The organism is Flavobacterium sp. Arc2, assembly GCF_041431385.1.
Lineage (GTDB): Bacteria > Bacteroidota > Bacteroidia > Flavobacteriales > Flavobacteriaceae > Flavobacterium.
Window position 1 is genome coordinate 146,512 of the sequence record NZ_JASMRH010000004.1, and the last position, 20,324, is coordinate 166,835.

At 34.7% G+C, this 20,324-nt stretch carries 19 protein-coding genes; 12 read left to right on the forward strand and 7 right to left on the reverse strand.

What is annotated here, in order from left to right; translation table 11 throughout:
- Positions 1-129: 129 nt before the first annotated feature.
- The 3 genes from rlmD to QO182_RS03925 all read left to right on the forward strand — a co-directional run bounded on the left by rlmD (position 130) and on the right by QO182_RS03925 (position 2,970).
- Complete coding sequence (gene rlmD / locus QO182_RS03915; protein ID WP_371542287.1) at positions 130-1,542, forward strand: 23S rRNA (uracil(1939)-C(5))-methyltransferase RlmD; 1,413 nt, start codon at positions 130-132, stop codon at positions 1,540-1,542.
- Positions 1,543-1,640: 98 nt separating this feature from the next.
- Positions 1,641-2,162, forward strand: coding sequence for a DUF6452 family protein (locus QO182_RS03920; protein ID WP_371542284.1), 522 nt, complete (start codon positions 1,641-1,643; stop codon positions 2,160-2,162).
- Positions 2,134-2,970 carry a DUF6048 family protein gene (locus QO182_RS03925; protein ID WP_371559992.1) on the forward strand — a complete coding sequence of 279 codons (837 nt, stop codon included), beginning with the start codon at positions 2,134-2,136 and terminating at the stop codon, positions 2,968-2,970. Before QO182_RS03920 ends, QO182_RS03925 begins: the two co-directional genes overlap by 29 nt.
- Positions 2,971-3,149: 179 nt before the next feature.
- On the opposite strand, the gene QO182_RS03930 is transcribed toward QO182_RS03925, so the two are convergent.
- Positions 3,150-3,386, reverse strand: coding sequence for a hypothetical protein (locus QO182_RS03930; protein ID WP_371542279.1), 237 nt, complete (start codon positions 3,384-3,386; stop codon positions 3,150-3,152).
- A gap of 111 nt (positions 3,387-3,497) precedes the next feature.
- Positions 3,498-4,697: a class I SAM-dependent RNA methyltransferase gene (locus QO182_RS03935; RefSeq protein WP_371542276.1), complete on the reverse strand. Its 1,200-nt coding sequence runs from the start codon at positions 4,695-4,697 to the stop codon at positions 3,498-3,500.
- 162 nt (positions 4,698-4,859) lie between these two features.
- On the opposite strand from QO182_RS03935, the gene QO182_RS03940 reads away from it, so the two are divergent.
- The 8 genes from QO182_RS03940 to QO182_RS03975 all read left to right on the forward strand — a co-directional run bounded on the left by QO182_RS03940 (position 4,860) and on the right by QO182_RS03975 (position 10,163).
- Positions 4,860-5,624, forward strand: a complete 765-nt coding sequence (locus tag QO182_RS03940) for a class I SAM-dependent methyltransferase (RefSeq protein ID WP_371542273.1) — start codon at positions 4,860-4,862, stop codon at positions 5,622-5,624.
- 88 nt (positions 5,625-5,712) lie between these two features.
- Positions 5,713-6,381, forward strand: coding sequence for a ZIP family metal transporter (locus QO182_RS03945; RefSeq protein WP_371542269.1), 669 nt, complete (start codon positions 5,713-5,715; stop codon positions 6,379-6,381).
- 207 nt (positions 6,382-6,588) lie between these two features.
- The gene (gene murQ, locus QO182_RS03950) at positions 6,589-7,407 is read left to right on the forward strand and encodes an N-acetylmuramic acid 6-phosphate etherase (RefSeq protein ID WP_371559994.1); all 819 of its coding nucleotides are present in this window, start codon (positions 6,589-6,591) and stop codon (positions 7,405-7,407) included.
- A 55-nt stretch (positions 7,408-7,462) separates the two neighbouring features.
- Positions 7,463-7,684 carry a DUF6095 family protein gene (locus tag QO182_RS03955; RefSeq protein ID WP_371542266.1) on the forward strand — a complete coding sequence of 74 codons (222 nt, stop codon included), beginning with the start codon at positions 7,463-7,465 and terminating at the stop codon, positions 7,682-7,684.
- On the forward strand, positions 7,684-8,256 hold the full coding sequence (locus tag QO182_RS03960; protein WP_371542263.1) for a pentapeptide repeat-containing protein: 573 nt from the start codon (positions 7,684-7,686) through the stop codon (positions 8,254-8,256). The genes QO182_RS03955 and QO182_RS03960 overlap by 1 nt, the downstream gene beginning before the upstream one ends.
- Positions 8,257-8,258: 2 nt before the next feature.
- Positions 8,259-8,834, forward strand: a complete 576-nt coding sequence (locus QO182_RS03965) for a DUF1572 family protein (protein ID WP_371559996.1) — start codon at positions 8,259-8,261, stop codon at positions 8,832-8,834.
- Positions 8,835-8,969: 135 nt separating this feature from the next.
- On the forward strand, positions 8,970-9,344 hold the full coding sequence (locus QO182_RS03970; protein ID WP_371542257.1) for a DNA topoisomerase IV: 375 nt from the start codon (positions 8,970-8,972) through the stop codon (positions 9,342-9,344).
- 48 nt (positions 9,345-9,392) lie between these two features.
- Entirely contained in the window at positions 9,393-10,163 is a 771-nt protein-coding gene (locus tag QO182_RS03975; protein WP_371559999.1) for a TerC family protein, read from the forward strand.
- A 54-nt stretch (positions 10,164-10,217) separates the two neighbouring features.
- Here QO182_RS03975 and QO182_RS03980 read toward each other — a convergent pair whose 3' ends face one another.
- The 5 genes from QO182_RS03980 to ychF form a co-directional block, all read right to left on the reverse strand.
- Positions 10,218-12,917, reverse strand: a complete 2,700-nt coding sequence (locus QO182_RS03980) for a DNA gyrase/topoisomerase IV subunit A (RefSeq protein WP_371542252.1) — start codon at positions 12,915-12,917, stop codon at positions 10,218-10,220.
- A 46-nt stretch (positions 12,918-12,963) separates the two neighbouring features.
- Positions 12,964-13,134, reverse strand: coding sequence for a hypothetical protein (locus tag QO182_RS03985; protein WP_371560001.1), 171 nt, complete (start codon positions 13,132-13,134; stop codon positions 12,964-12,966).
- Between the two features lie 19 nt (positions 13,135-13,153).
- Positions 13,154-15,016 carry a DNA topoisomerase IV subunit B gene (locus QO182_RS03990; protein ID WP_371542247.1) on the reverse strand — a complete coding sequence of 621 codons (1,863 nt, stop codon included), beginning with the start codon at positions 15,014-15,016 and terminating at the stop codon, positions 13,154-13,156.
- A gap of 136 nt (positions 15,017-15,152) precedes the next feature.
- Positions 15,153-15,680: an NADPH-dependent FMN reductase gene (locus tag QO182_RS03995; RefSeq protein WP_371560003.1), complete on the reverse strand. Its 528-nt coding sequence runs from the start codon at positions 15,678-15,680 to the stop codon at positions 15,153-15,155.
- A gap of 349 nt (positions 15,681-16,029) precedes the next feature.
- Positions 16,030-17,124 carry a redox-regulated ATPase YchF gene (gene ychF / locus QO182_RS04000; protein WP_371542242.1) on the reverse strand — a complete coding sequence of 365 codons (1,095 nt, stop codon included), beginning with the start codon at positions 17,122-17,124 and terminating at the stop codon, positions 16,030-16,032.
- Between the two features lie 308 nt (positions 17,125-17,432).
- Between ychF and QO182_RS04005 the strand changes: the two genes are divergently transcribed.
- Complete coding sequence (locus tag QO182_RS04005; RefSeq protein WP_371560005.1) at positions 17,433-20,195, forward strand: TonB-dependent receptor domain-containing protein; 2,763 nt, start codon at positions 17,433-17,435, stop codon at positions 20,193-20,195.
- Positions 20,196-20,324: the final 129 nt, after the last annotated feature.

Below are 20,324 nucleotides of genomic sequence, written 5' to 3' on the forward strand. Positions count from 1 at the left end.
TAAGGTTACTGCCTGCAATGCGAGGATTTGTAGCGGAAAGCAGGATTGGGCCCAAATAAAAATCACTTCTTTTTGAAAATATTTCCTATTTTGAATTTATAAAAGAATACAAACGCTTATTTTTGCGCCATGGCAAAGAAAAATACAGATAAGGTGGTGTTTCACCAGATAAAAGTCATCGATGCAGGTGCAAAAGGAGTATCAGTAGCAAAGGCTCCTGATGGGAAAGTAGTGTTTATCCCAAATGTAGTTCCAGGTGATGTGGTTGACGTGCAAACTTTTAAGAAGCGCAAGGCCTATTACGAAGGAAAAGCAATTCATTTTCATGAATATTCAGAACATCGTATAGAACCTATTTGCGAACACTTTGGTGTTTGTGGGGGTTGTAAATGGCAAAATATGAAATACAGCCAACAGTTGTATTACAAACAAAATGAAGTGCTGAACCACTTGCAACGCATTGGGAAAGTAGAGCTTCCTGAATTTGAACCCATCTTAGGTTCAGAAAAGCAGTTTTTTTACAGAAATAAAATGGAATTTTCGTTTTCTAACAGCCGTTGGTTAACTGAAGCCGAAATTGCAAGTACCGAAGATTTAGGAAACAGAAACGCATTAGGATTTCATATCCCAAAAATGTGGGACAAGATCCTAGACATCAACAAATGTCATTTGCAGGAAGATCCATCAAACGCAATCAGAAATGAAGTGAAGGATTTTGCTAATGCAAATGGTCTGACTTTCTTTAACCCAAGAGCGCACGAAGGTTTGCTACGTACTTTAATGTTGCGTACGTCTTCTACGGGTGAAATCATGGTTTTGATTCAGTTTTTTGAAAACGACAAAGCAAACAGAGAATTGATCTTAGATCATCTTTATGAGAAGTTCCCACAGATTACTTCTTTGCAATATGTGGTCAACAATAAAGCGAACGATACTTTATACGACACCGATATTAAACTATATAAAGGACGTGATTATATCTTAGAAGAAATGGAAGGTTTGAAATTTAGCATTAATGCCAAATCATTCTACCAAACCAATTCTGATCAAGCGTATGAACTATACAAAATAACGAGAGATTTTGCTGGTTTAACCGGAAATGAAATCGTTTATGATTTATATACTGGAACAGGTACCATTGCACAGTTTGTTTCTAAAAAAGCAAAAAAAGTAATTGGTGTAGAAAGTGTTCCTGATGCCATCAAGGATGCTAAAGCTAATGCAGTACGTAATAGTATTGATAATTGTGAGTTCTATGTAGGAGACATGAAAGTCGTATTTAACGATGAATTCATTGCACAACACGGACAACCTGATGTTATCATCACTGACCCACCAAGAGACGGAATGCACAAAGATGTGATTGAACAAATCATGAAAATTGCTCCTGAAAAAATCGTTTATGTAAGTTGTAACTCAGCTACACAAGCTCGCGATTTAGCCTTGATGGACGAGAAATACAAAGTAGCTCGTGTACGTCCTGTGGATATGTTTCCACAAACGCATCACGTAGAGAATGTGGTTCTTTTAGAAAGAAGATAAGATTTCTGATTTAAGAATAGTGATTTTTGATTGCTGATTTTTTTTAAAATCTAAAATCAGCAATCGTTAATCGACAATCTTCATTCAATAAAATTTTTATGAAAAAAATAATTCTTTTAATTTTTGCAATTGCCTTCTCTTTCTCCAGTTGTGAGAAAGATGATATCTGTGATGCCGATACGGTTACCACTCCCCGATTAGTGATTTCGTTTTATGATATCACAAATTCTTCCGTTTTAAAAGAGGTAACAGATTTAACCATAATAGGCGAAGGAATGACTGAAGGTATTACTTATGACAGTAGTACTTTAATCAACGGAAGCACTGTTTCAATTCCGTTAAAAACGGATGCAGACGCAACTAGTTTTAGCTTTATTTTGAATTATGGTAACACGGATGCGAGCGTGGTAAATCAAGATGAACTGAAATTTAATTATTCCAGGGAAAATATTTATGTTTCGAGAGCTTGCGGTTTTAAAACCGTATACACTTTAGATCCAACAACACCTTATGTTCATACCGATGCAGCTGTAGCTGATGAAAAATGGATTGAGTATATTGCAGTAAAAAATAGTACTATCGATAACGAAAATGAAATACACCTTGAAATATATTTTTAGTATTTGCCTCATTTTTTCATTGTTTTTAGCTCAGGCGCAAGACACTACTACTCTAAAAAATGTAGCTGACAGTACAAGTACTAAAGCTATAATTCCTGATAACGGGAGCTTAAAAACAGTAAAATTACCCAATGAGAAACAAACCACTGCCGTTCCTGCTAAAACAGATCGTTACGGATTGCGTGTGGGGGTTGACTTATTCAAATTAACCCGTTTTTTATATGACAAGGATTACAAAGGAATTGAATTTGTGGGAGACTATAGGTTGACAAAAAAATATTTTTTGGCTGCCGAAGTTGGAAGTGAAAATAAAACGACCGATGACACACGACTAAACTCTACTGCCAAGGGATCCTATATTAAGGCAGGGTTTGATTACAACGCATATGAGAACTGGCTTGACATGGAGAACATACTTTCAGTAGGAATGCGCTATGGATTTAGTACATTTAGTCAGCAATTAAATACGTATAAGATTTATAATGCTAATCCTTATTTTGGAGAGGTTCCAGTGATTACATCTGGAGAAAAGTATAGCGGACTTACATCCAGCTGGATTGAAGTCGTTGCAGGAATAAAAGCAAAAGTATTCAATAATGTTTTTGTGGGATTTAGTTTCCAACTGAAAAAATTAGTTTCTAATAAAACACCTGATAATTTTGACAATCTTTATATTCCTGGATTCAACAGAACTTATAATGGTGATTTTGGAGTGGGTTTTAATTATACTGTTTCCTATTTCATTCCTATTTATAAAAAGAAAGTGATTCCTGTTATAGCTCCTAAAAAAGGAGACAAGAAGAAATAAAGTTTCTAAATCTTGTTTTAATCAGATAGAAACATAGTTTTTTATACGTGTTTAAAACCGTTTGATTTGAAAGAGACTCCTTAGAATTAGAATATGATTCAAAATAATAAACCGCAGTTTCATGATTATAATAATCAGTGAAACTGCGGTTCTTTTTTGATGTGTTTTTAGGATAAACGTTATCCTATTTCTTTTACTCCTTTTGTAAAAATCCATTTCATATACAGCTTCTCTCCATCTTGGGTTTTAACGGCTTGGAATTTTGGAGACAAAAGCGTTCCAACAACAAAAGCGGTCAAAGGAATCCAAAAATCAGTTAATCCGGTATAACGCTCCACAAGATAACGTGCTGAGATGAATAGTATGGCAAAACAGCCTAATTGGTATAAAAATGCTCTTACTTGTAATTTAGTCATTGTATTTTTTTTTCGTTTAAAGTTTAAGGTTTTAAAAGTATAAAGGTGGAAAATATTTACGAACTAATCCTTTCTACAATCCCTCTTTCTACTCTCTCGCTTCTTTATTCTTTATTCTTTACTCTCTTTTTTCTCAATGTCACTCTCCCCTTCAGTCACCTGAAATTTAGTTCTCTTACTTCCTTCGTACATTTCGTATTTCACCAATCGGGCTTCAATACTAGCGTTGAAAAGTTTAATTTTTCTCGAAGGTTTTAGTCCCACAAATTTCAATGCATCTAGATTACCAGTGATAAACCAGGCATTAGTTCCAGGATAGTTTTTCTTTAAAGTATCACCAATGTTTTTATAGAATTCTTCCATGTGAATATCCAGTCGCTCATCATAAGGAGGATTAAATACCATATGTAATTTCCCTTGCGTCGTTTTCTCTGTATCAAAGAAATTTTTCTCTTCGATCGTGATATACTCGTCTAAATTAGCATTCTTAATATTGTCTTTGGCTTTGCTAACTGCAGATGGAGCTTTGTCAAAACCTTTTATAGTGTAATGGAATTCTCTTACTCTCTTCAATAAACTGTCTGTGATATTGTCAAACAAATCATTATCCCAGTCATGCCATTTTTCGAATGCAAATTCTTTACGGTTAATGTTTGCCGGAATATTACAGGCAATCATTGCTGCCTCAGCCAAGAATGTCCCTGAACCACACATTGGGTCTAAGAAATCACCTTGTCCGTCCCAACCCGAAAGTAATAAAACACCTGCTGCCAAAACTTCATTTATTGGCGCAATATTAGTTGCTGTTCTATATCCACGTTGATGCAGTGAGTTTCCTGAAGTGTCTAATGCTACAGAAACCTGGTCTTTGTCGATATGAATGTTGATTCTTAAATCTGGGTGTATTTTATCGATGCTTGGACGTTGTCCTGTACGTTCTCTAAACTGATCTACAATTGCATCCTTACATTTTTGCGAAACAAATTCAGAGTGATTGAAATTATCGGAATGCACCGTAGCATCAATTACAAAAGTTTGATTGGCACTAATATATCTTGACCAGTTTACACCAGAAATTCCTTTGTATAAAGCTTGTTCGTTGTTTGCTTTAAAAAAATAAATAGGCTTCAAAATTTTTAAAGCGGTGCGCAATGACAAATTAGCTTTGTACATAAACCCTTTATCCCCTTTAAAACTTACCATTCTTACTCCTTGTTCTACGTCTTGTGCGCCTAACATTTGTAATTCCTTTGCTAATATTTCCTCAAAACCAAAAAAGGTTTTGGCAACCATCTTAAAATTATTTTCCATTTGTGTGTATCAATTAAAACAGACCTTTTTCTGCTTTATGTTTAAGCCGTAATAAAAATTAAAGATTTCTCAACGAGAATCTCTGTGTATCTGCACGGTTTCGTTATTTTTCAGCAAAAATACACTAAATTTGCCGGACTTGAATTAATTGAAAAAGAATAAATGTCTGAAGAACAAAAACCAGCGAATATAAATCCAGAACAACCAACAGAAACTTGGTTCAGTTCTTGGTTTGATACACCTTATTATCATATCCTTTACAAAGAGCGAAACTACAGCGAAGCGCAGCTTTTTATGGACAACATAACAAACTACCTCAATCTTCCTGAAAAAGCCAAAGTACTTGATTTGGCTTGTGGTAAAGGCCGTCATTCTATCTATTTGAACCAATTGGGATTTGATGTTTTAGGTGCTGATTTATCTGAGAACAGTATTGACAAGGCAAGCGAAAACACGAATGACACTTTGCATTTTAAAGTGCATGACATGCGAGAGCCTTTCGAAGAAAAGTACGATGCCATTTTTAATTTGTTTACCAGTTTTGGTTACTTCGAAAATGACCAAGATAATCTTACGACTTTAATAGCGATTAAAGAAAGTTTATCTGAATATGGTTTTGCCGTGATTGATTTCATGAATGTAAACCAAGTACTAAACACCCTTGTTCCAGAAGAAACAAAAACGGTAGAAGGAATTGATTTCCACTTAAAGCGCTATTTAAAAGACGGACATATTTATAAAGAAATTGACTTTGAAGACAAAGGACAAAAATTTCATTATACCGAAAAAGTAAAAGCCTTAACCCTTCAAGACTTTGAAGCCTTAATGGAAGAAGCTGGAATCTATCTGTTAGACATTTTTGGAGACTATAAGTTAAAAAAATTCTATAGAAATGAAAGCGAGAGATTAATTATGATTTTTAAATAATATATTCAGCCCTTCGATAATTTGTATAATCATCCACTAACAAGGAACGATTGAGCAGCGAAGCAAAACAACAATTCGACAAATTAGCATGAATTACCTTTTACCTTTACTCTCGGTATTACTAGGATATGGTATAGCCTTGTTTTTAAAACCTAAAAACAAAACCAACCTAAAGTTACTATTGGCTTTTAGCGGTGCTTTTTTACTGTCTCTGACTGTAATGCACCTATTGCCGGATGTTTATGAAAGTAAAAATCCAAACATAGGAATTTGCATTATGCTTGGAATTCTATTCCAGATTATACTTGAATTTTTCTCAAAAGGCGCAGAACACGGTCATACGCATGGTCATTTAAACATGTCTCACATCCCGTGGTTACTGTTTATCAGTCTTTGCATACATGCATTTCTGGAAGGTTTTCCAGTAAGTCATCACCATGATTTGGCAGTTGGCATAGCCATCCACCATTTACCGATCGCGATTATCCTAACCACTTTTTTCATTAATTCGCATCTGAATAAGAAAGCCATTTTTGGCTTTATGATGACTTTTGCATTAATGACACCGTTAGGAACTTTTGCATCTGATTTTTTACCAATACTCAATGATTACTACACTGAAATCACGGCCGTTGTAATTGGGATATTATTTCATATTTCCTCCACTATTATTTTTGAAAGCAGTGAAGGGCACAAATTCAATATTGCCAAGGTTTCTATGATTGTTTTGGGAATTACATTGGCATATTTTTTATAAATTTACTGTGTGGATGTGTCCATAAAAATCGGACTTCCCGATATTAATTGGGACGTTGTAATCTTTTTTATTTTGTTATCTCCATATGAAAAAGATTTCTCCCGAGGCTTCAGGACTATACCTCACATACGAAAAGGACAACTTGCGAGTTATTCCTAAAAGAGTTATCTAAGGTTACGCATACAAAAATTGAATATTAAAGAAAAAATGACATTTACGAAAACCACCGAACAATCCTCAAAATACGAACATCTGGAAAAAATGTCTGTACAGGAACTGCTTGCTAATATCAATCAGGAGGATAAAACCGTTCCTTATGCTGTTGAAAAAGCTCTACCTCAAATTGAAACTTTAGTAAGTCAAATTGTAGCTAAAATGAAATTGGGTGGAAGGTTATTCTACATTGGTGCCGGAACTTCGGGACGATTAGGCATCTTGGATGCTTCAGAATGTCCACCTACTTTTGGCGTTCCTTTCGACTTGGTAAACGGGATTATCGCCGGTGGAGATACGGCAATTCGCACAGCCGTAGAAAATGCTGAAGACAACGCTACGCAAGCTTGGAAAGATTTACAACAGCATAATATAAATGAGAATGATATCGTGATAGGTATCGCTGCATCAGGAACAACACCTTATGTTATTGGTGGATTAGAGGCCTGTAACCAACATAATATTATAACAGGAAGTATTTCTTGTAATGCAGGAAGTCCGCTTTCACAAACAGCACAGTTTCCTATTGACGTTGTGGTAGGACCGGAATTTGTAACTGGAAGCTCCAGAATGAAGGCTGGAACAGCACAAAAATTAGTTTTAAACATGATTTCGACAGCTACGATGATCCAACTCGGCAAAGTAAAAGGCAACAAAATGGTCGACATGCAGCTTAGTAATACTAAACTCATTGATCGTGGGGTAAAAATGATTATGGGAGAAATTCCCGTGAGTTATGAAGAAGGTTCCACCTTATTACAAGAACACGGAAGCGTTAGGAAAGCAGTTGAATTTTATAATAATAAACAGTAAATAGTTTTCAGTTTACAAAACAACTTGAAACTTTAAACGGAAAACAAAAAAAACAATGGCAACCAATAAAGAACTTCTATCCAAAGGAATTAAATATTTAACTGGTGCTTTGCCTCTGTTATTTATAGGTCCGTCAATTATTTACAACGCCTTCAGCAACAAGGAAAACGGCTGGCATTATCTCGTTTTAGCAATCGGTATTGCCGCCTGTCTGGGAGCCATGTATTTAATGTATTTAGGATTAAAAACAATTATGAAAGGCATATTCAACGACTAATGGAAGACTTAATTCACATTCAAAAAACATTTGAAAAAATTGTTTTTATCGACAAAAAAGTCAGCAATCGCGAATTTGAAGACTGTGTCTTTAAAAATTGCGATTTATCTAATAGTGATTTCTCAAATAATACTTTCATGGATTGTGAGTTTATCGATTGTAATCTATCGATGACTAGCTTAATGGGAACGAGTTTAAAAACAGTGCATTTTAGCAATTGTAAATTATTGGGAATTCAATTTAACAGCTGTACTGATTTTTTATTTACGGTAAGTTTTCACGATTGCGTCCTAGACTATTCTTCATTTGCTAACAAGAAAATGCCAAAAACGAAATTCAATTCTTGCTCGATGAAAGAGGTCAGCTTCATTGGTGCCAATCTTTCCAATTCGGTTTTTGAGAATTGCAATCTAGACAACGCTATTTTTAATGATACACAATTAAAGGAAGTGAATTTCTTGACGGCTTACAATTATAAAATTGATCCTGAATTTAACCCGATGCGTAAAGCCAAATTTTCCACACAAGGAATACCTGGGCTTCTGGATAAATATGATATTAAAATTCAGTAACTATGAGTACAAACGAACTCTATCTTTCAAGTGTAAAAAAGCAGTTTCTGTATTACAAAACATTGGGAGAAAAAGCAATGGATCAACTGGAGCCAGAACAACTTTTTACCACTACAAACGAAGACACTAACAGTATTGCAACAATCGTGGAACATATTTCAGGAAATATGCTCTCTCGTTGGACTGATTTCCTTACTACCGATGGTGAAAAAGAATGGCGAAATAGAGATCTAGAATTTGCACATAATTTGTTATCAAAAGAGGAAATATTAAATTCCTGGGAAAAAGGATGGGAATGTTTATTTACCGCTTTAAACAACTTACAACCAGAACAATTATCAGATATCATATACATTCGTAATGAAGGCCATTCAGTCATTGAAGCAATCAATAGGCAATTAGCACATTACCCCTATCACATAGGGCAAATAGTCTTTTATGCCAAACAATTAAAAACCAACGATTGGGAGAGCTTATCGATTCCAAAGAATAAATCAAACCATTATAATTCAGGAAAATTTGCTCAGGAAAAGAGCATTAAAAATTTCACTGACGAAGAATTAAGACGATTAAAATAATCTAACGTGAGTGCTGATAACGGTGAAAAACCTTTTTTCATGAAGCATTAAGTAATCCCTACAAAAGATTGCTTCGTTCCTAGCAATTATAGATCGTAACTAATAATAGGACAAAGTTCCAACAAATAATTTAAAATGAAAAAATTACTCCTACTTCCACTACTTCTAGTATTTATTTCCTGCTATAATGTAGAACGCAATTGCAAAGATTTTAAAACCGGTAAATTCAGTTTTGAATATGAAGTGGATGGTGTTAAAAAAACAACCATTTTTGAACGTAATGACAGCCTCGAAATTGAAACTTACGATGGAAAAACAGATACGGCATCTATACGATGGATTAACGATTGCGAGTATATTTTGAAAAAATTGCATCCAAAAAATATGGCTGAGGAAAAGTCAATAGACATGAAAATTTTGACAACTTCAGGAAATACATATACCTTTGAATTTGGCATGGTAGGAATACCTGGAAAACAAAAAGGAACCGTAACAAAATTATCCGACTAAATACCCGGAGCCGAAGCTGTAATAATCACCAATTCATAATAAACTAAAATGGAAGTATTTTTAAATCCTGATGCTTGGATCGCCTTGTTAACATTGACATTCCTGGAAATTGTGCTAGGAATAGACAATATCATTTTCATTTCAATTGCCACGGGTAAATTGCCGGTAGAAAGTCGTAAAAAAGCAACCAAAATAGGAATGTTTCTTGCCATGTTTATGAGGATTGCCCTTTTGTTTGGTATTAATTTATTAATTCAAATGAAAGAACCGTGGTTCACAATTGATTTAAGGTGGTTTTCAGCCGGAATTACGGGGCAAAGTATAATTTTACTTCTTGGTGGTCTATTCCTTATTTATAAAAGCACCAGTGAAATCAGGGAAAAAGTGGATGAAAAAGGACATGAAGAAAAGGAATTAAGTAAAGCTGCCACAAAATCTTTTCAAAATGTGCTTGTGCAAATCATTATGATTGACCTAGTTTTCTCTTTTGATAGTATTCTAACCGCAGTAGGTATGACTAATGGTGTAGAAGGAGCCTTATACATCATGATTACAGCAGTGGTAATATCAGTTCTTATCATGATGCAATTTGCTGTTCCTGTAGGTAGTTTTGTAAACAAACACCCTTCGATACAAATTCTGGGGTTATCGTTTTTAATACTTATTGGTTTTATGCTACTTACAGAAAGTGCTCACTTATCAAACGCGCTTATTTTTGGAAGTCACGTAACTCCAGTACCAAAAGGGTATTTGTATTTTGCAATCTCTTTCTCATTGATGGTAGAAGTCATAAATATGAAAGCCTCTAAAAAGAAATAAAATAATAGTAGATATAAAAAAAGCTCCATATGGAGCTTTTTTTATATCTACTAATTAAAACAAGTTGACTTGTCCGTCTCCATCGAGTTGAACGTCAGTACCATCATCATTTGTAACTCTGCGTTCAGGAACAATTTCTTCTGGAACTTCAAAAGGTAGTGGCTCTAACATATTTACCTGTTTGATCTTATCAGTCGTTAATTGATTTCCTAAAGCCTTAAATCCTTTCACCGCGATAAAGTCTTCAATATCTACTGTTATTGCTTCCTTTTGAACTCCTTTTATCTTTGGAAAAACAAGCTCAACTACCGGACGATAATCAGTCGATACAATTTCTAATTGTGAATTGGGATGCTCTGTTATAAAAAGTTCTTCTTTATTTTCGGTTTCTACCAAAAAGCGTTTGATGTAATAGCGCTCTTTTTCTCCATCATAATAAATGGCAGAAATCGGCTTTTTTGGAACCCATTTTTCTAATACCACCATATCCGAATCGAAATGAGTAGATAATTCTGGTGTAATTACTTTTAGTTTCCCTGACTGCTGAATGATCAAAATTTTATCATTAGGTCTAAATTCCCCTAACAATTCTCCTCTTGCATCAACATTTAGTCTTTGTACCGTATCGTCGTACCAAACTTTTCTTGGTAGTAAAGTTGATATTCCTTTTTCTTTAATTTCAATTTTCTTAATTGGATATTTAGAAACTAAATTCCCTTTAGAACTGCGTCCCTTAATAGCCATCTTGGCAAAATCAATATCAAATTTTAATTTCTTAATACTTCCTATCTGACGCAATATAATCGTTATCACTTCGGCCTCTCCGTTTGGATTGCAAGTGAAATACAGAATTTGCGAGCCTTTGGTTCCATTTGCTAAATCATACAATTTGTCTCTGGTAACCGCTGAAACATTAAATCTCTTTATATAAGAAGGTCCTGATTTACCGTCACGATAAATCACATTATAAATGGTGCGTTTGTCGCTTTTGTCAAAAATAGCGATGTGAATAATATCTTTACCCACAAAGGTTTTGGCATCCACTTTGGTCACCATCATACTTCCGTCACGAAGGAAAACAATAACATCATCGATATCTGAACAATCCGTAACGTATTCGTCTTTTTTCAAACTCGTACCTAGAAATCCTTCTTCTTTATTAACGTATAATTTAGTATTTCTTAAAACTACTTTTGTAGCTTCAATATCATCAAAAACACGCAGTTCAGTTTGGCGTTCACGCCCTTTTCCGTACTTCTCTTTCAGCTTGGCAAAATAGGCAATAGCAAAATCAATTAAATGTTCTAAATCGTGTTTTACTTGCTCTATACTTCCTTCTAAAGCTTCAATTTTATCTTGTGCTTTATTGCTGTCAAATTTAGAGATACGCATGATTCGGATATCTAATAATCTCAGAATATCTTCTTCTGTTATCGCACGTTTTAAATGTTTAATGTGTGGTTTTAAACCATCGTCAACTGCTTGTAGCACATCTTCTCTCGTGGTTTTTTCCTCGATATCACGATAGATTTTGTTTTCGATAAATATTCGCTCCAAAGACAAGAAGTGCCATTGCTCTTCCAGTTCACTCAGTTGAATTTCGAGTTCGCTTTTAAGTAATTGAACCGTTCTGTTTGTCGAAATTTTCAACATATCAGAAACACCTATAAACAAAGGTTTATTATCTTCAATCACACAGCCTAAAGGCGCTACAGATGTTTCGCAGGCTGTGAAAGCAAATAAAGCATCAATGGTTTTATCTGGAGAAACGCCTGGGAAAAGATGAATTAAAATTTCAACTTCGGCAGCAGTGTTATCTTCAATTTTTTTGATTTTGATTTTCCCCTTATCATTGGCTTTCAAAATACTGTCAATTAAAGTAGTCGTATTTGTCGAAAACGGAATTTGGGTAATCACTAAGGTATTCTTGTCCAGCTGGGCAATTTTCGCACGCACACGCACACGACCGCCTCGCAATCCATTATTATAGTTTGAGATATCTGCGATACCTTGGGTCATAAAGTCCGGATAAATCGTAAAAGGTTTCCCTTTCAATATTTTTATCGAAGCATCTATTAACTCATTAAAATTATGTGGCAATACTTTTGTCGAAAGTCCTACTGCAATACCTTCAGCACCTTGAGCTAAAAGCAATGGGAACTTAACGGGTAGGTTGTTGGGTTCTGCTCGTCTTCCATCATAAGACATTCCCCAATCTGTAATTTTCGGACTATAAATAACCTCTAAAGCAAATTTAGACAATCGAGCTTCAATATAACGCGAAGCTGCCGCACTGTCTCCAGTAAGGATGTTCCCCCAGTTACCCTGGCAATCAATCAATAATTCTTTTTGACCTATTTGAACCATGGCATCACCAATACTCGCATCACCGTGTGGGTGATACTGCATGGTGTGTCCTACTACATTAGCTACCTTGTTATAACGGCCATCATCTAACTCTTTTAGAGAGTGCATGATTCTACGTTGAACAGGTTTAAAACCATCTTCAATAGCAGGAACTGCACGCTCCAGAATTACATAAGAAGCATAATCCAGAAACCAATCCTTATACATTCCCGTAACTTTGGTTATGGTATCGTGACTGTCTTCATTATTGTCATAAAAGTGACCGCCATCAAATGATTTAGGATCCACTTCTATAATTTCATCTTCCTTTTCTTCACTAGATTGCTCCTTAGCACTATTCTCTTCGTCTGAACTGGGTATGGTATCGTCTTCTTCTTCGTCTTTCATTTATGCTGAATTTATTTCAGTATCTTTTTATATGTTATATTTTTCTTTACAAACATGTTCTGTTATTTTTTATTACTTCACGTCCATTTTCATCTAATGACTTTTTCGTCACAATTTCACATTCTTTATGATCATTACTTTTTATTATAAAAAAGATAGCTGAAAAAGCAATACCAAATGTTAAAGCAATATAGAGAAGATGTGTTTTTTTGATCATGTTCTTGCCATTTTTAATTTTAAACGGCGTCAATCACGTCCAACTCCACCTTCAAGTTTTTGATGATAAATTCTTGTCGGTCTGGCGTATTTTTCCCCATGTAGAAAGACAACAATTGTTCAATAGAGGTATTTTTATCCATCATAACGGGATCAAGACGAATCGTATCTCCAATAAAGTTTTTAAACTCATCTGGTGATATCTCTCCCAAACCTTTAAATCGGGTGATTTCTGGTTTCGGTTTTAGTTTTTCAATGGCTGCTTTTCGTTCGTCCTCAGAATAGCAATAAATAGTTTCTTTCTTATTTCGAACTCTAAAAAGAGGTGTTTGCAAAATATACAAATGCCCATCTTTTATTAATTCAGGAAAAAATTGTAGAAAGAAAGTAATCAATAATAAGCGAATGTGCATTCCATCGACATCGGCATCCGTTGCAATCACAATATTATTGTAACGCAAGTTTTCCATATCATCTTCAATGTCTAACGCAGCCTGCAATAAATTAAATTCCTCATTTTCATAAACAATTTTTTTGCTCATGCCGTAGGAATTCAACGGCTTTCCACGCAAACTAAAAACGGCTTGTGTATTCACATCCCTAGATTTCGTAATCGAACCCGATGCAGAATCTCCCTCTGTGATAAAAAGCGTACTCTCTAAATTCCTTGGGTTTTTAGTATCGGTAAGGTGCGCACGACAATCTCTTAGTTTTTTATTGTGTAAATTCGATTTTTTAGCTCGGTCTTTGGCTAATTTTCGAATACCAGACAATTCTTTTCGTTCGCGTTCTGCCTGAAGAATTTTGCGAAGCAAAGCATCGGCAGTTGCGGTATTTTTATGTAGGTAATTGTCTAATTTAGTTTTCACAAAATCATTAACAAAAGTACGTACAGAAGGCATCCCTGGTTCTGATCCAATATCAGTAGAACCCAATTTGGTTTTCGTCTGAGATTCAAATACCGGCTCCATCACTTTTATACTAATCGCACTCACGATCGATTTTCGCACATCTGAGGCTTCAAAACTTTTGTTGTAAAACTCACGGATGGTTTTTACAATAGCTTCACGATAAGCCACAAGATGCGTTCCTCCTTGTGTGGTATTTTGTCCGTTTACAAATGAATGGTATTCTTCGCTATATTGCGTTTTACTGTGTGTTAATGCGATCTCAATATCCTCTCCTTTCAAGTGAATGATCGGGTATTCTAAATCATCAGCATGAATTGTTTCTTCCAATAAGTCTTTCAGACCATTTTCAGAAAAATATTTTTCTCCGTTAAATACTATCGTCAATCCATTATTTAGGTAACAATAATTCTTCAACATCTTAATTACATACTCATAACGGTATTTGTAATTTTTAAAAATGGCTTCATCCGGGATAAAAGTTACCTTGGTTCCTTTTCTCTTCGTAGTATCAATCACATCCTCTTCCAACATCAAATTACCTGCTGAAAATTCGGCGGCTTTTTGTTTGTCATCGCGAACAGATTCAACACGAAAGTAATTAGACAAAGCATTTACTGCTTTTGTTCCTACTCCGTTCAAACCAACAGATTTCTTAAACGCTAAGGAATCGTATTTCCCACCGGTGTTCATCTTAGAAACGACGTCAATCACTTTTCCTAGAGGAATTCCACGACCGTAATCCCTAACGGTAACCGTTTTATCCTTAATAGTTACTTCGATGGTTTTACCAGCTCCCATAACGAATTCATCGATACAGTTATCTAGCACTTCTTTTAGAAGAATATAAATCCCGTCATCTGCCGAAGATCCATCTCCCAATTTCCCAATATACATACCAGGACGCATACGGATGTGTTCTTTCCAGTCGAGCGATCGAATATTATCTTCGGTATACTGATTTTGATCTGACATTTTAAATTTTGTGGATTTTGTGCTAATATAGGATATCTCAATATATTTTAAAAGAGTAAGCCCTCAAAGTTATTAAAAATGATATTGACAATCGCTTTTACAAACAATTTTACACTTAAAGAGAACAATTATACGTTTAAATTTGGAAATTTATCACAATTTCTTTCAACTGATTATCGAATTCGGGATTGGTAATTTCACCGTTTTTAATATCGAAATTAGCATCAAAACTAGGCAGTAAGAACGTTGCTTTGATATTTCCACCGTAATAAGGGAAAGCGTCTTTAGCTATTCCCAATACATTTGCGCCCGCTTTTGCTCCAGTCGAAGTCGCCATAAGCAACATGGGTTTCTCTTGAAAAACTTTGGCATTTATTCTGGTACACCAATCAAAAACATTTTTGAAAGCCACAGAATAATTTCCGTTATTTTCCGCCATTGAAACCACTAAAACATCCGCAGTAGCAATTTTATCCAAAAATTTTTGTGCCAAAGGATGCTGCCCAATTTGCTCTTCAATATCTACACTAAAAAGAGGCATCTGGTACGCGTTTAAATCCAGCACTTCTATTTCCCCGTTTTTAAATAAACTGGCAGCGTAGGTAGCTAATTTTTTATTAATGGAGTTTTTACTGGGGCTTGCGCCAAAGGCTATAATCTTCATAGTTCTAGTTTTTTATAAAAATAATGAAATTAGATCACAGATTGAGTAGGCTTTTCGTTTTATTTACTGCTAATTCGCTGATTTTTAAAAAACTCTCTTTTCTCTTGCTTCTTTACTCTTTCCTCTTTACCCGCGATTGAAACGAAAAGCATATTGACAGGATTGCCTATTTTTTTATTGGCAAAAAAGAGCAACCAGAGGAAGCCCTTTTTTTGCCTTATAAAAAAAGCAAGATGGCAAAATCTTGTAGTGGAAAGCGGGAAATGGGTACAAAAAAACCCGCAAAATTACTTTTGCAGGTTTCTTTCTATATTCTATCTTCTTTGCTCTATTTTCTGTTTTCCAGAAACTACACGTTAAATCTAAAATGCATTACATCGCCATCTTTAACAATATATTCTTTTCCTTCTACTTTGAATTTTCCTGCTTCTTTACATTTTGCTTCTGAACCGTAATGAACGAAATCTTCGTAAGCAATTACTTCGGCGCGAATAAATCCTTTTTCGAAATCGGTATGAATTACTCCTGCAGCTTGTGGCGCAGTAGAACCTACATCTATTGTCCAAGCTCTAACTTCTTTTACACCAGCTGTAAAGTAAGTTTGTTGTTTCAATAATTTATAAGCAGCTCTAATTAAAACAGAAGCACCCGGCTCACTTAAACCCATATCTTCAAGAAAAACTTGACGCTCTTCATAACTTTCTAATTCTGTAATATCAGCCTCTGCTCCTACCGAAAGAATAATAACCTCAGCATCTTCGTCTTTTACTAATTCACGAACCTGATCTACATATTTATTTCCGCTTACAGCTGAATTCTCATCTACATTACATACATACAAAACTGGTTTTGCCGTAATCAATTGAAAAGCTTCCATTAAAGCTTCTTCATCATTATTTTGAGGTGCTACCGTTCTAGCTGATTTAGCTTGAAGCAAAGTCTCTCTAATTCGGTCTAAAAGTGCTTTTTCAACTTGCGCTTCTTTGTTTCCAGTTTTGGCAGCACGGTTTACTTTTTCTAAACGTTTTTCTACGTTCTCAAGATCTTTTAACTGCAACTCAATATCGATAGTTTCCTTATCTCTAATTGGGTTTACATTCCCATCAACGTGAACGATGTTGTCATTATCAAAACAACGCAGTACATGAATAATAGCATTACACTCTCTAATGTTACCTAGAAATTGATTCCCTAAACCTTCTCCTTTACTGGCTCCTTTTACTAATCCTGCGATATCTACAATATCAACAGTCGCCATTTGCACACGCTCCGGTTTAACTAGTTCCTCTAATTTTTCAATTCTTGGGTCTGGTACATTTACAACACCTATATTAGGTTCAATTGTACAAAAAGGAAAATTTGCACTTTGCGCTTTTGCATTTGACAAACAATTAAATAATGTTGATTTTCCAACATTTGGTAATCCTACAATTCCTGCTTTCATGATAGTTATGTTTACATATAACATTTTACCGTTATAAGTTCTAATGTTTACTTTAAAATTTTGCAAATATAATATTTAATAAATCTTAGACAGCATAATCAATAGATTAATGTAATTGCAAAGTATATTTTAAAGTTTTACATATTTAATAATTAAAATTACTACAATTTATCAGTATAATAAATTAACATTTAGAAATAACTAATATCACATTTTTTGAATAAAACTTTAATATGCTCTTAATTTTTTGTTAAATAAAATGTATCTTGCAGTGAATCAAACCAAACAAAAACCAAATTAAATTTATTATGAAAAAAATCACATTATTATTTTTACTGTTAAACGTCAGTTTTCTTTTTGCACAAAAAGAAATTTCTGGGGTAGTAAAAGACAATTCAGGCGCTCCTCTTCCTGGAGTTAACATCGTCGAAAAAGGAACCAACAACGGAGTTTCTACTGATATTGATGGTGCTTATAAAATGAAAGTAAAAGAAGGGGCAACAATCGTTTTTAGCTACATTGGTTTTGCCAAAGTAGAAAAAGTTGCCATAGGTGCTAAAATTGATGTTGTCCTGTCAGAAGAAGGAGGACAAGCATTACAAGAAATTATAGTAACAGGATCAAGAACGGCTCAAAGGAGTAATACAACAACTGCTCTACCTATTGATGTAATTTCTGCCAAAGACTTAGCGTCAACTGGACAAGCGTCATTTGACAAAGCTTTACAATACAAGATTCCTTCTTTTAACACGGTACAAACTCCTGTTAATGATGCGACTTCTTTATTAGATCCTTATGAAATTAGAAACATGGGGCCAAGTAGAACTTTAATTCTTATTAATGGAAAGCGTAAGAACTTAAGTTCATTACTTTACGTTCAAACATCTCCAGGACGTGGTGAAACAGGTGCTGATATCTCAGCTATACCTACTGACGCTATCGAAAGAGTAGAGATACTTCGTGACGGTGCTTCGGCTCAATACGGTTCTGATGCAATTGCTGGGGTAATGAATATTATCTTGAAAAAAAGCACAAACGGCGGATCAGTAACAGTAAGAAGTGGAGTAACTTCTGAAGGAGACGGTGAAATGTACGGAGTAAGTCTTAACAATGGTTCTGAAGTAGGGAATGGTAAAGGTTTTATAAATTATACATTAGACTTTTCAAAAGTAAACCAAGCAAACAGACCTGGTAAAGTTGATGGAGGAACAACGAATCTTGGGCCAGACAACAAACCGCTTTCAGGTGGAGAATATGCTGATTTTATTTACGTTAATCCTAATGATCCTAATAATTATGTGAACGGCGCAACTTCAACATCTATTAAAGCAGATAACGCTGCCGGGATAGTACAAATAAATAATTTCCTTGCTACGACTCCAGATGCTGGAAACATTAACGGTTCTCCTGAAACTGCTGCAGCAAAATTCTTAGTAAACGGTGGATTTGATTTATCTGAAAACACTCAAATGTACTATAATGCAGCCTATGTTTACAAAAAAGTAAACTCGTTTGCTAACTACAGAACTCCATATTGGAAACAATTATCAAGCCTTCCTTATTTAAAGGATTTCTTTGGAGACGGAACTGCAGCATCTTACAAAGGTTATGTTCCTACATTCACAGGGGACTTGAACGACTATAATGCTACTTTAGGTTACAAATCAGTTCAAAACGGTTGGAATACTGATGCAAGTGTTACAGTGGGTGGTAATACTCAAAGGTATAATGTAGACAACTCTCACAATCCATCTGACACAAAAGACGCCGATGGCGAAAATGTATATAGAGAATATAGTCCTATTTCTTTCAATCCAGGAGGAACTTCTTTCAATCATATTGTAGGTAATTTAGATATCTCTAAGATTTTATCAGACAAAATAAGCATTGGTTTTGGTTCTGAGATCAGATCAGAAACATTTGAAGTTATCGAAGGCGATAAGGCTTCATGGGATGGATCTGGAGCTGATTCATTTGCTGGAAACAGACCTGAAAACTCAGGTAAATGGAACCGTTACAACATAGGTGGTTATTTTGATGTTGCGTATGATGTAACTGAAGATTTCTTAATCAACGGTACAGTTCGTTATGAAGATTATAGCGATTTTGGTGGAGCTACTGTTTGGAAATTAAGTTCTAGATATAAGTTTGCAGACGACAAAGTAACATTAAGAGGATCTTTGTCTACAGGATTTAGAGCACCTACCTTACACCAAATTTACACTCAAAAATCACAATATTCTTTCGTTGCAGGACAAGGAATTCAAGTAAGTGGTATTATTAATAACGTTTCTCCTCAGGCACGTTTAATTGGTGTTCCAAAATTAGATGCTGAAAAATCAACTAACGTAACGATTGGAATAGGTGTTAAACCTTCTAGAGACTTTAATTTCACAGTTGATTATTACAATATCAAAGTAGAAGACAGAATTATCTTAGGAGATATTGTTGAAACACCTTATGGTAATGTAGCTTGGTTTGAAAACTCATTCGATTCAAGAACTTCTGGATTAGATGTAGTTGCTAATTACAATAATATTTTATTAGGTAAAGGAAAATTAGGATTCAATTTATCTGGAAATATCACTTTTCAAAATGAAAGAATTTCTCCAGTAAAAAGCGAGAACTTCAGTCAAACACTTGAGTCTTTAATGTTTACTTCAAGACCAGAAACAAAATGGATCTTAGGATCGAACTACGAAATTGGAAAATTTGGTTTTTCTCTTAACAATACTTATTTTGGAAAGACTACATTTAACCAAGCTGGTCTGAGTTCAGACTTAAGAACTGAGTTTATTCCTAAAATCGTTACTGACTTAGGAGTTACATTTTCTGCTACAGAAAAACTTACTTTATCATTAAATGTAAACAACTTATTAAATGTTTTACCAGAATGGGAATTCAAAGCTGAAAACGCAGCTGGTACTGTACTATTAAGCGATCCTTTACTAGTACAAAATCAATCTAACTTGATTACTTTTAACCAACGTTATTCTCAAATGACGTATGATGGATATCATTTTAGTCAACTAGGAACAATGTTTAACTTATCATTGAACTATAAATTCTAATTCGATTATTGAATAAATCAAAAGGGCTATCCATCGGATAGCCCTTTTTTTATATACTATTTTTTCATAAATTTATAAAGCGTTTAAAACCTATTGTTTATGCTCCATATCCTGCACTGCAATATCACT

Coding starts and splice junctions, on each gene's coding strand:
- QO182_RS03945 (WP_371542269.1), top strand. CDS start 5,713: ATGAATTACCTTTTACCTTTACTCTCGGTATTACTAGGATATGGTATA.
- QO182_RS03940 (WP_371542273.1), top strand. CDS start 4,860: ATGTCTGAAGAACAAAAACCAGCGAATATAAATCCAGAACAACCAACA.
- QO182_RS03920 (WP_371542284.1), top strand. CDS start 1,641: ATGAAAAAAATAATTCTTTTAATTTTTGCAATTGCCTTCTCTTTCTCC.
- ychF (WP_371542242.1), bottom strand. CDS start 17,124: ATGAAAGCAGGAATTGTAGGATTACCAAATGTTGGAAAATCAACATTA.
- QO182_RS03935 (WP_371542276.1), bottom strand. CDS start 4,697: ATGGAAAATAATTTTAAGATGGTTGCCAAAACCTTTTTTGGTTTTGAG.
- QO182_RS03995 (WP_371560003.1), bottom strand. CDS start 15,680: ATGAAGATTATAGCCTTTGGCGCAAGCCCCAGTAAAAACTCCATTAAT.
- QO182_RS03990 (WP_371542247.1), bottom strand. CDS start 15,016: ATGTCAGATCAAAATCAGTATACCGAAGATAATATTCGATCGCTCGAC.
- QO182_RS03985 (WP_371560001.1), bottom strand. CDS start 13,134: ATGATCAAAAAAACACATCTTCTCTATATTGCTTTAACATTTGGTATT.
- QO182_RS03965 (WP_371559996.1), top strand. CDS start 8,259: ATGAGTACAAACGAACTCTATCTTTCAAGTGTAAAAAAGCAGTTTCTG.
- QO182_RS04005 (WP_371560005.1), top strand. CDS start 17,433: ATGAAAAAAATCACATTATTATTTTTACTGTTAAACGTCAGTTTTCTT.
- QO182_RS03925 (WP_371559992.1), top strand. CDS start 2,134: ATGAAATACACCTTGAAATATATTTTTAGTATTTGCCTCATTTTTTCA.
- QO182_RS03970 (WP_371542257.1), top strand. CDS start 8,970: ATGAAAAAATTACTCCTACTTCCACTACTTCTAGTATTTATTTCCTGC.
- rlmD (WP_371542287.1), top strand. CDS start 130: ATGGCAAAGAAAAATACAGATAAGGTGGTGTTTCACCAGATAAAAGTC.
- QO182_RS03930 (WP_371542279.1), bottom strand. CDS start 3,386: ATGACTAAATTACAAGTAAGAGCATTTTTATACCAATTAGGCTGTTTT.
- QO182_RS03975 (WP_371559999.1), top strand. CDS start 9,393: ATGGAAGTATTTTTAAATCCTGATGCTTGGATCGCCTTGTTAACATTG.
- QO182_RS03980 (WP_371542252.1), bottom strand. CDS start 12,917: ATGAAAGACGAAGAAGAAGACGATACCATACCCAGTTCAGACGAAGAG.
- murQ (WP_371559994.1), top strand. CDS start 6,589: ATGACATTTACGAAAACCACCGAACAATCCTCAAAATACGAACATCTG.
- QO182_RS03960 (WP_371542263.1), top strand. CDS start 7,684: ATGGAAGACTTAATTCACATTCAAAAAACATTTGAAAAAATTGTTTTT.
- QO182_RS03955 (WP_371542266.1), top strand. CDS start 7,463: ATGGCAACCAATAAAGAACTTCTATCCAAAGGAATTAAATATTTAACT.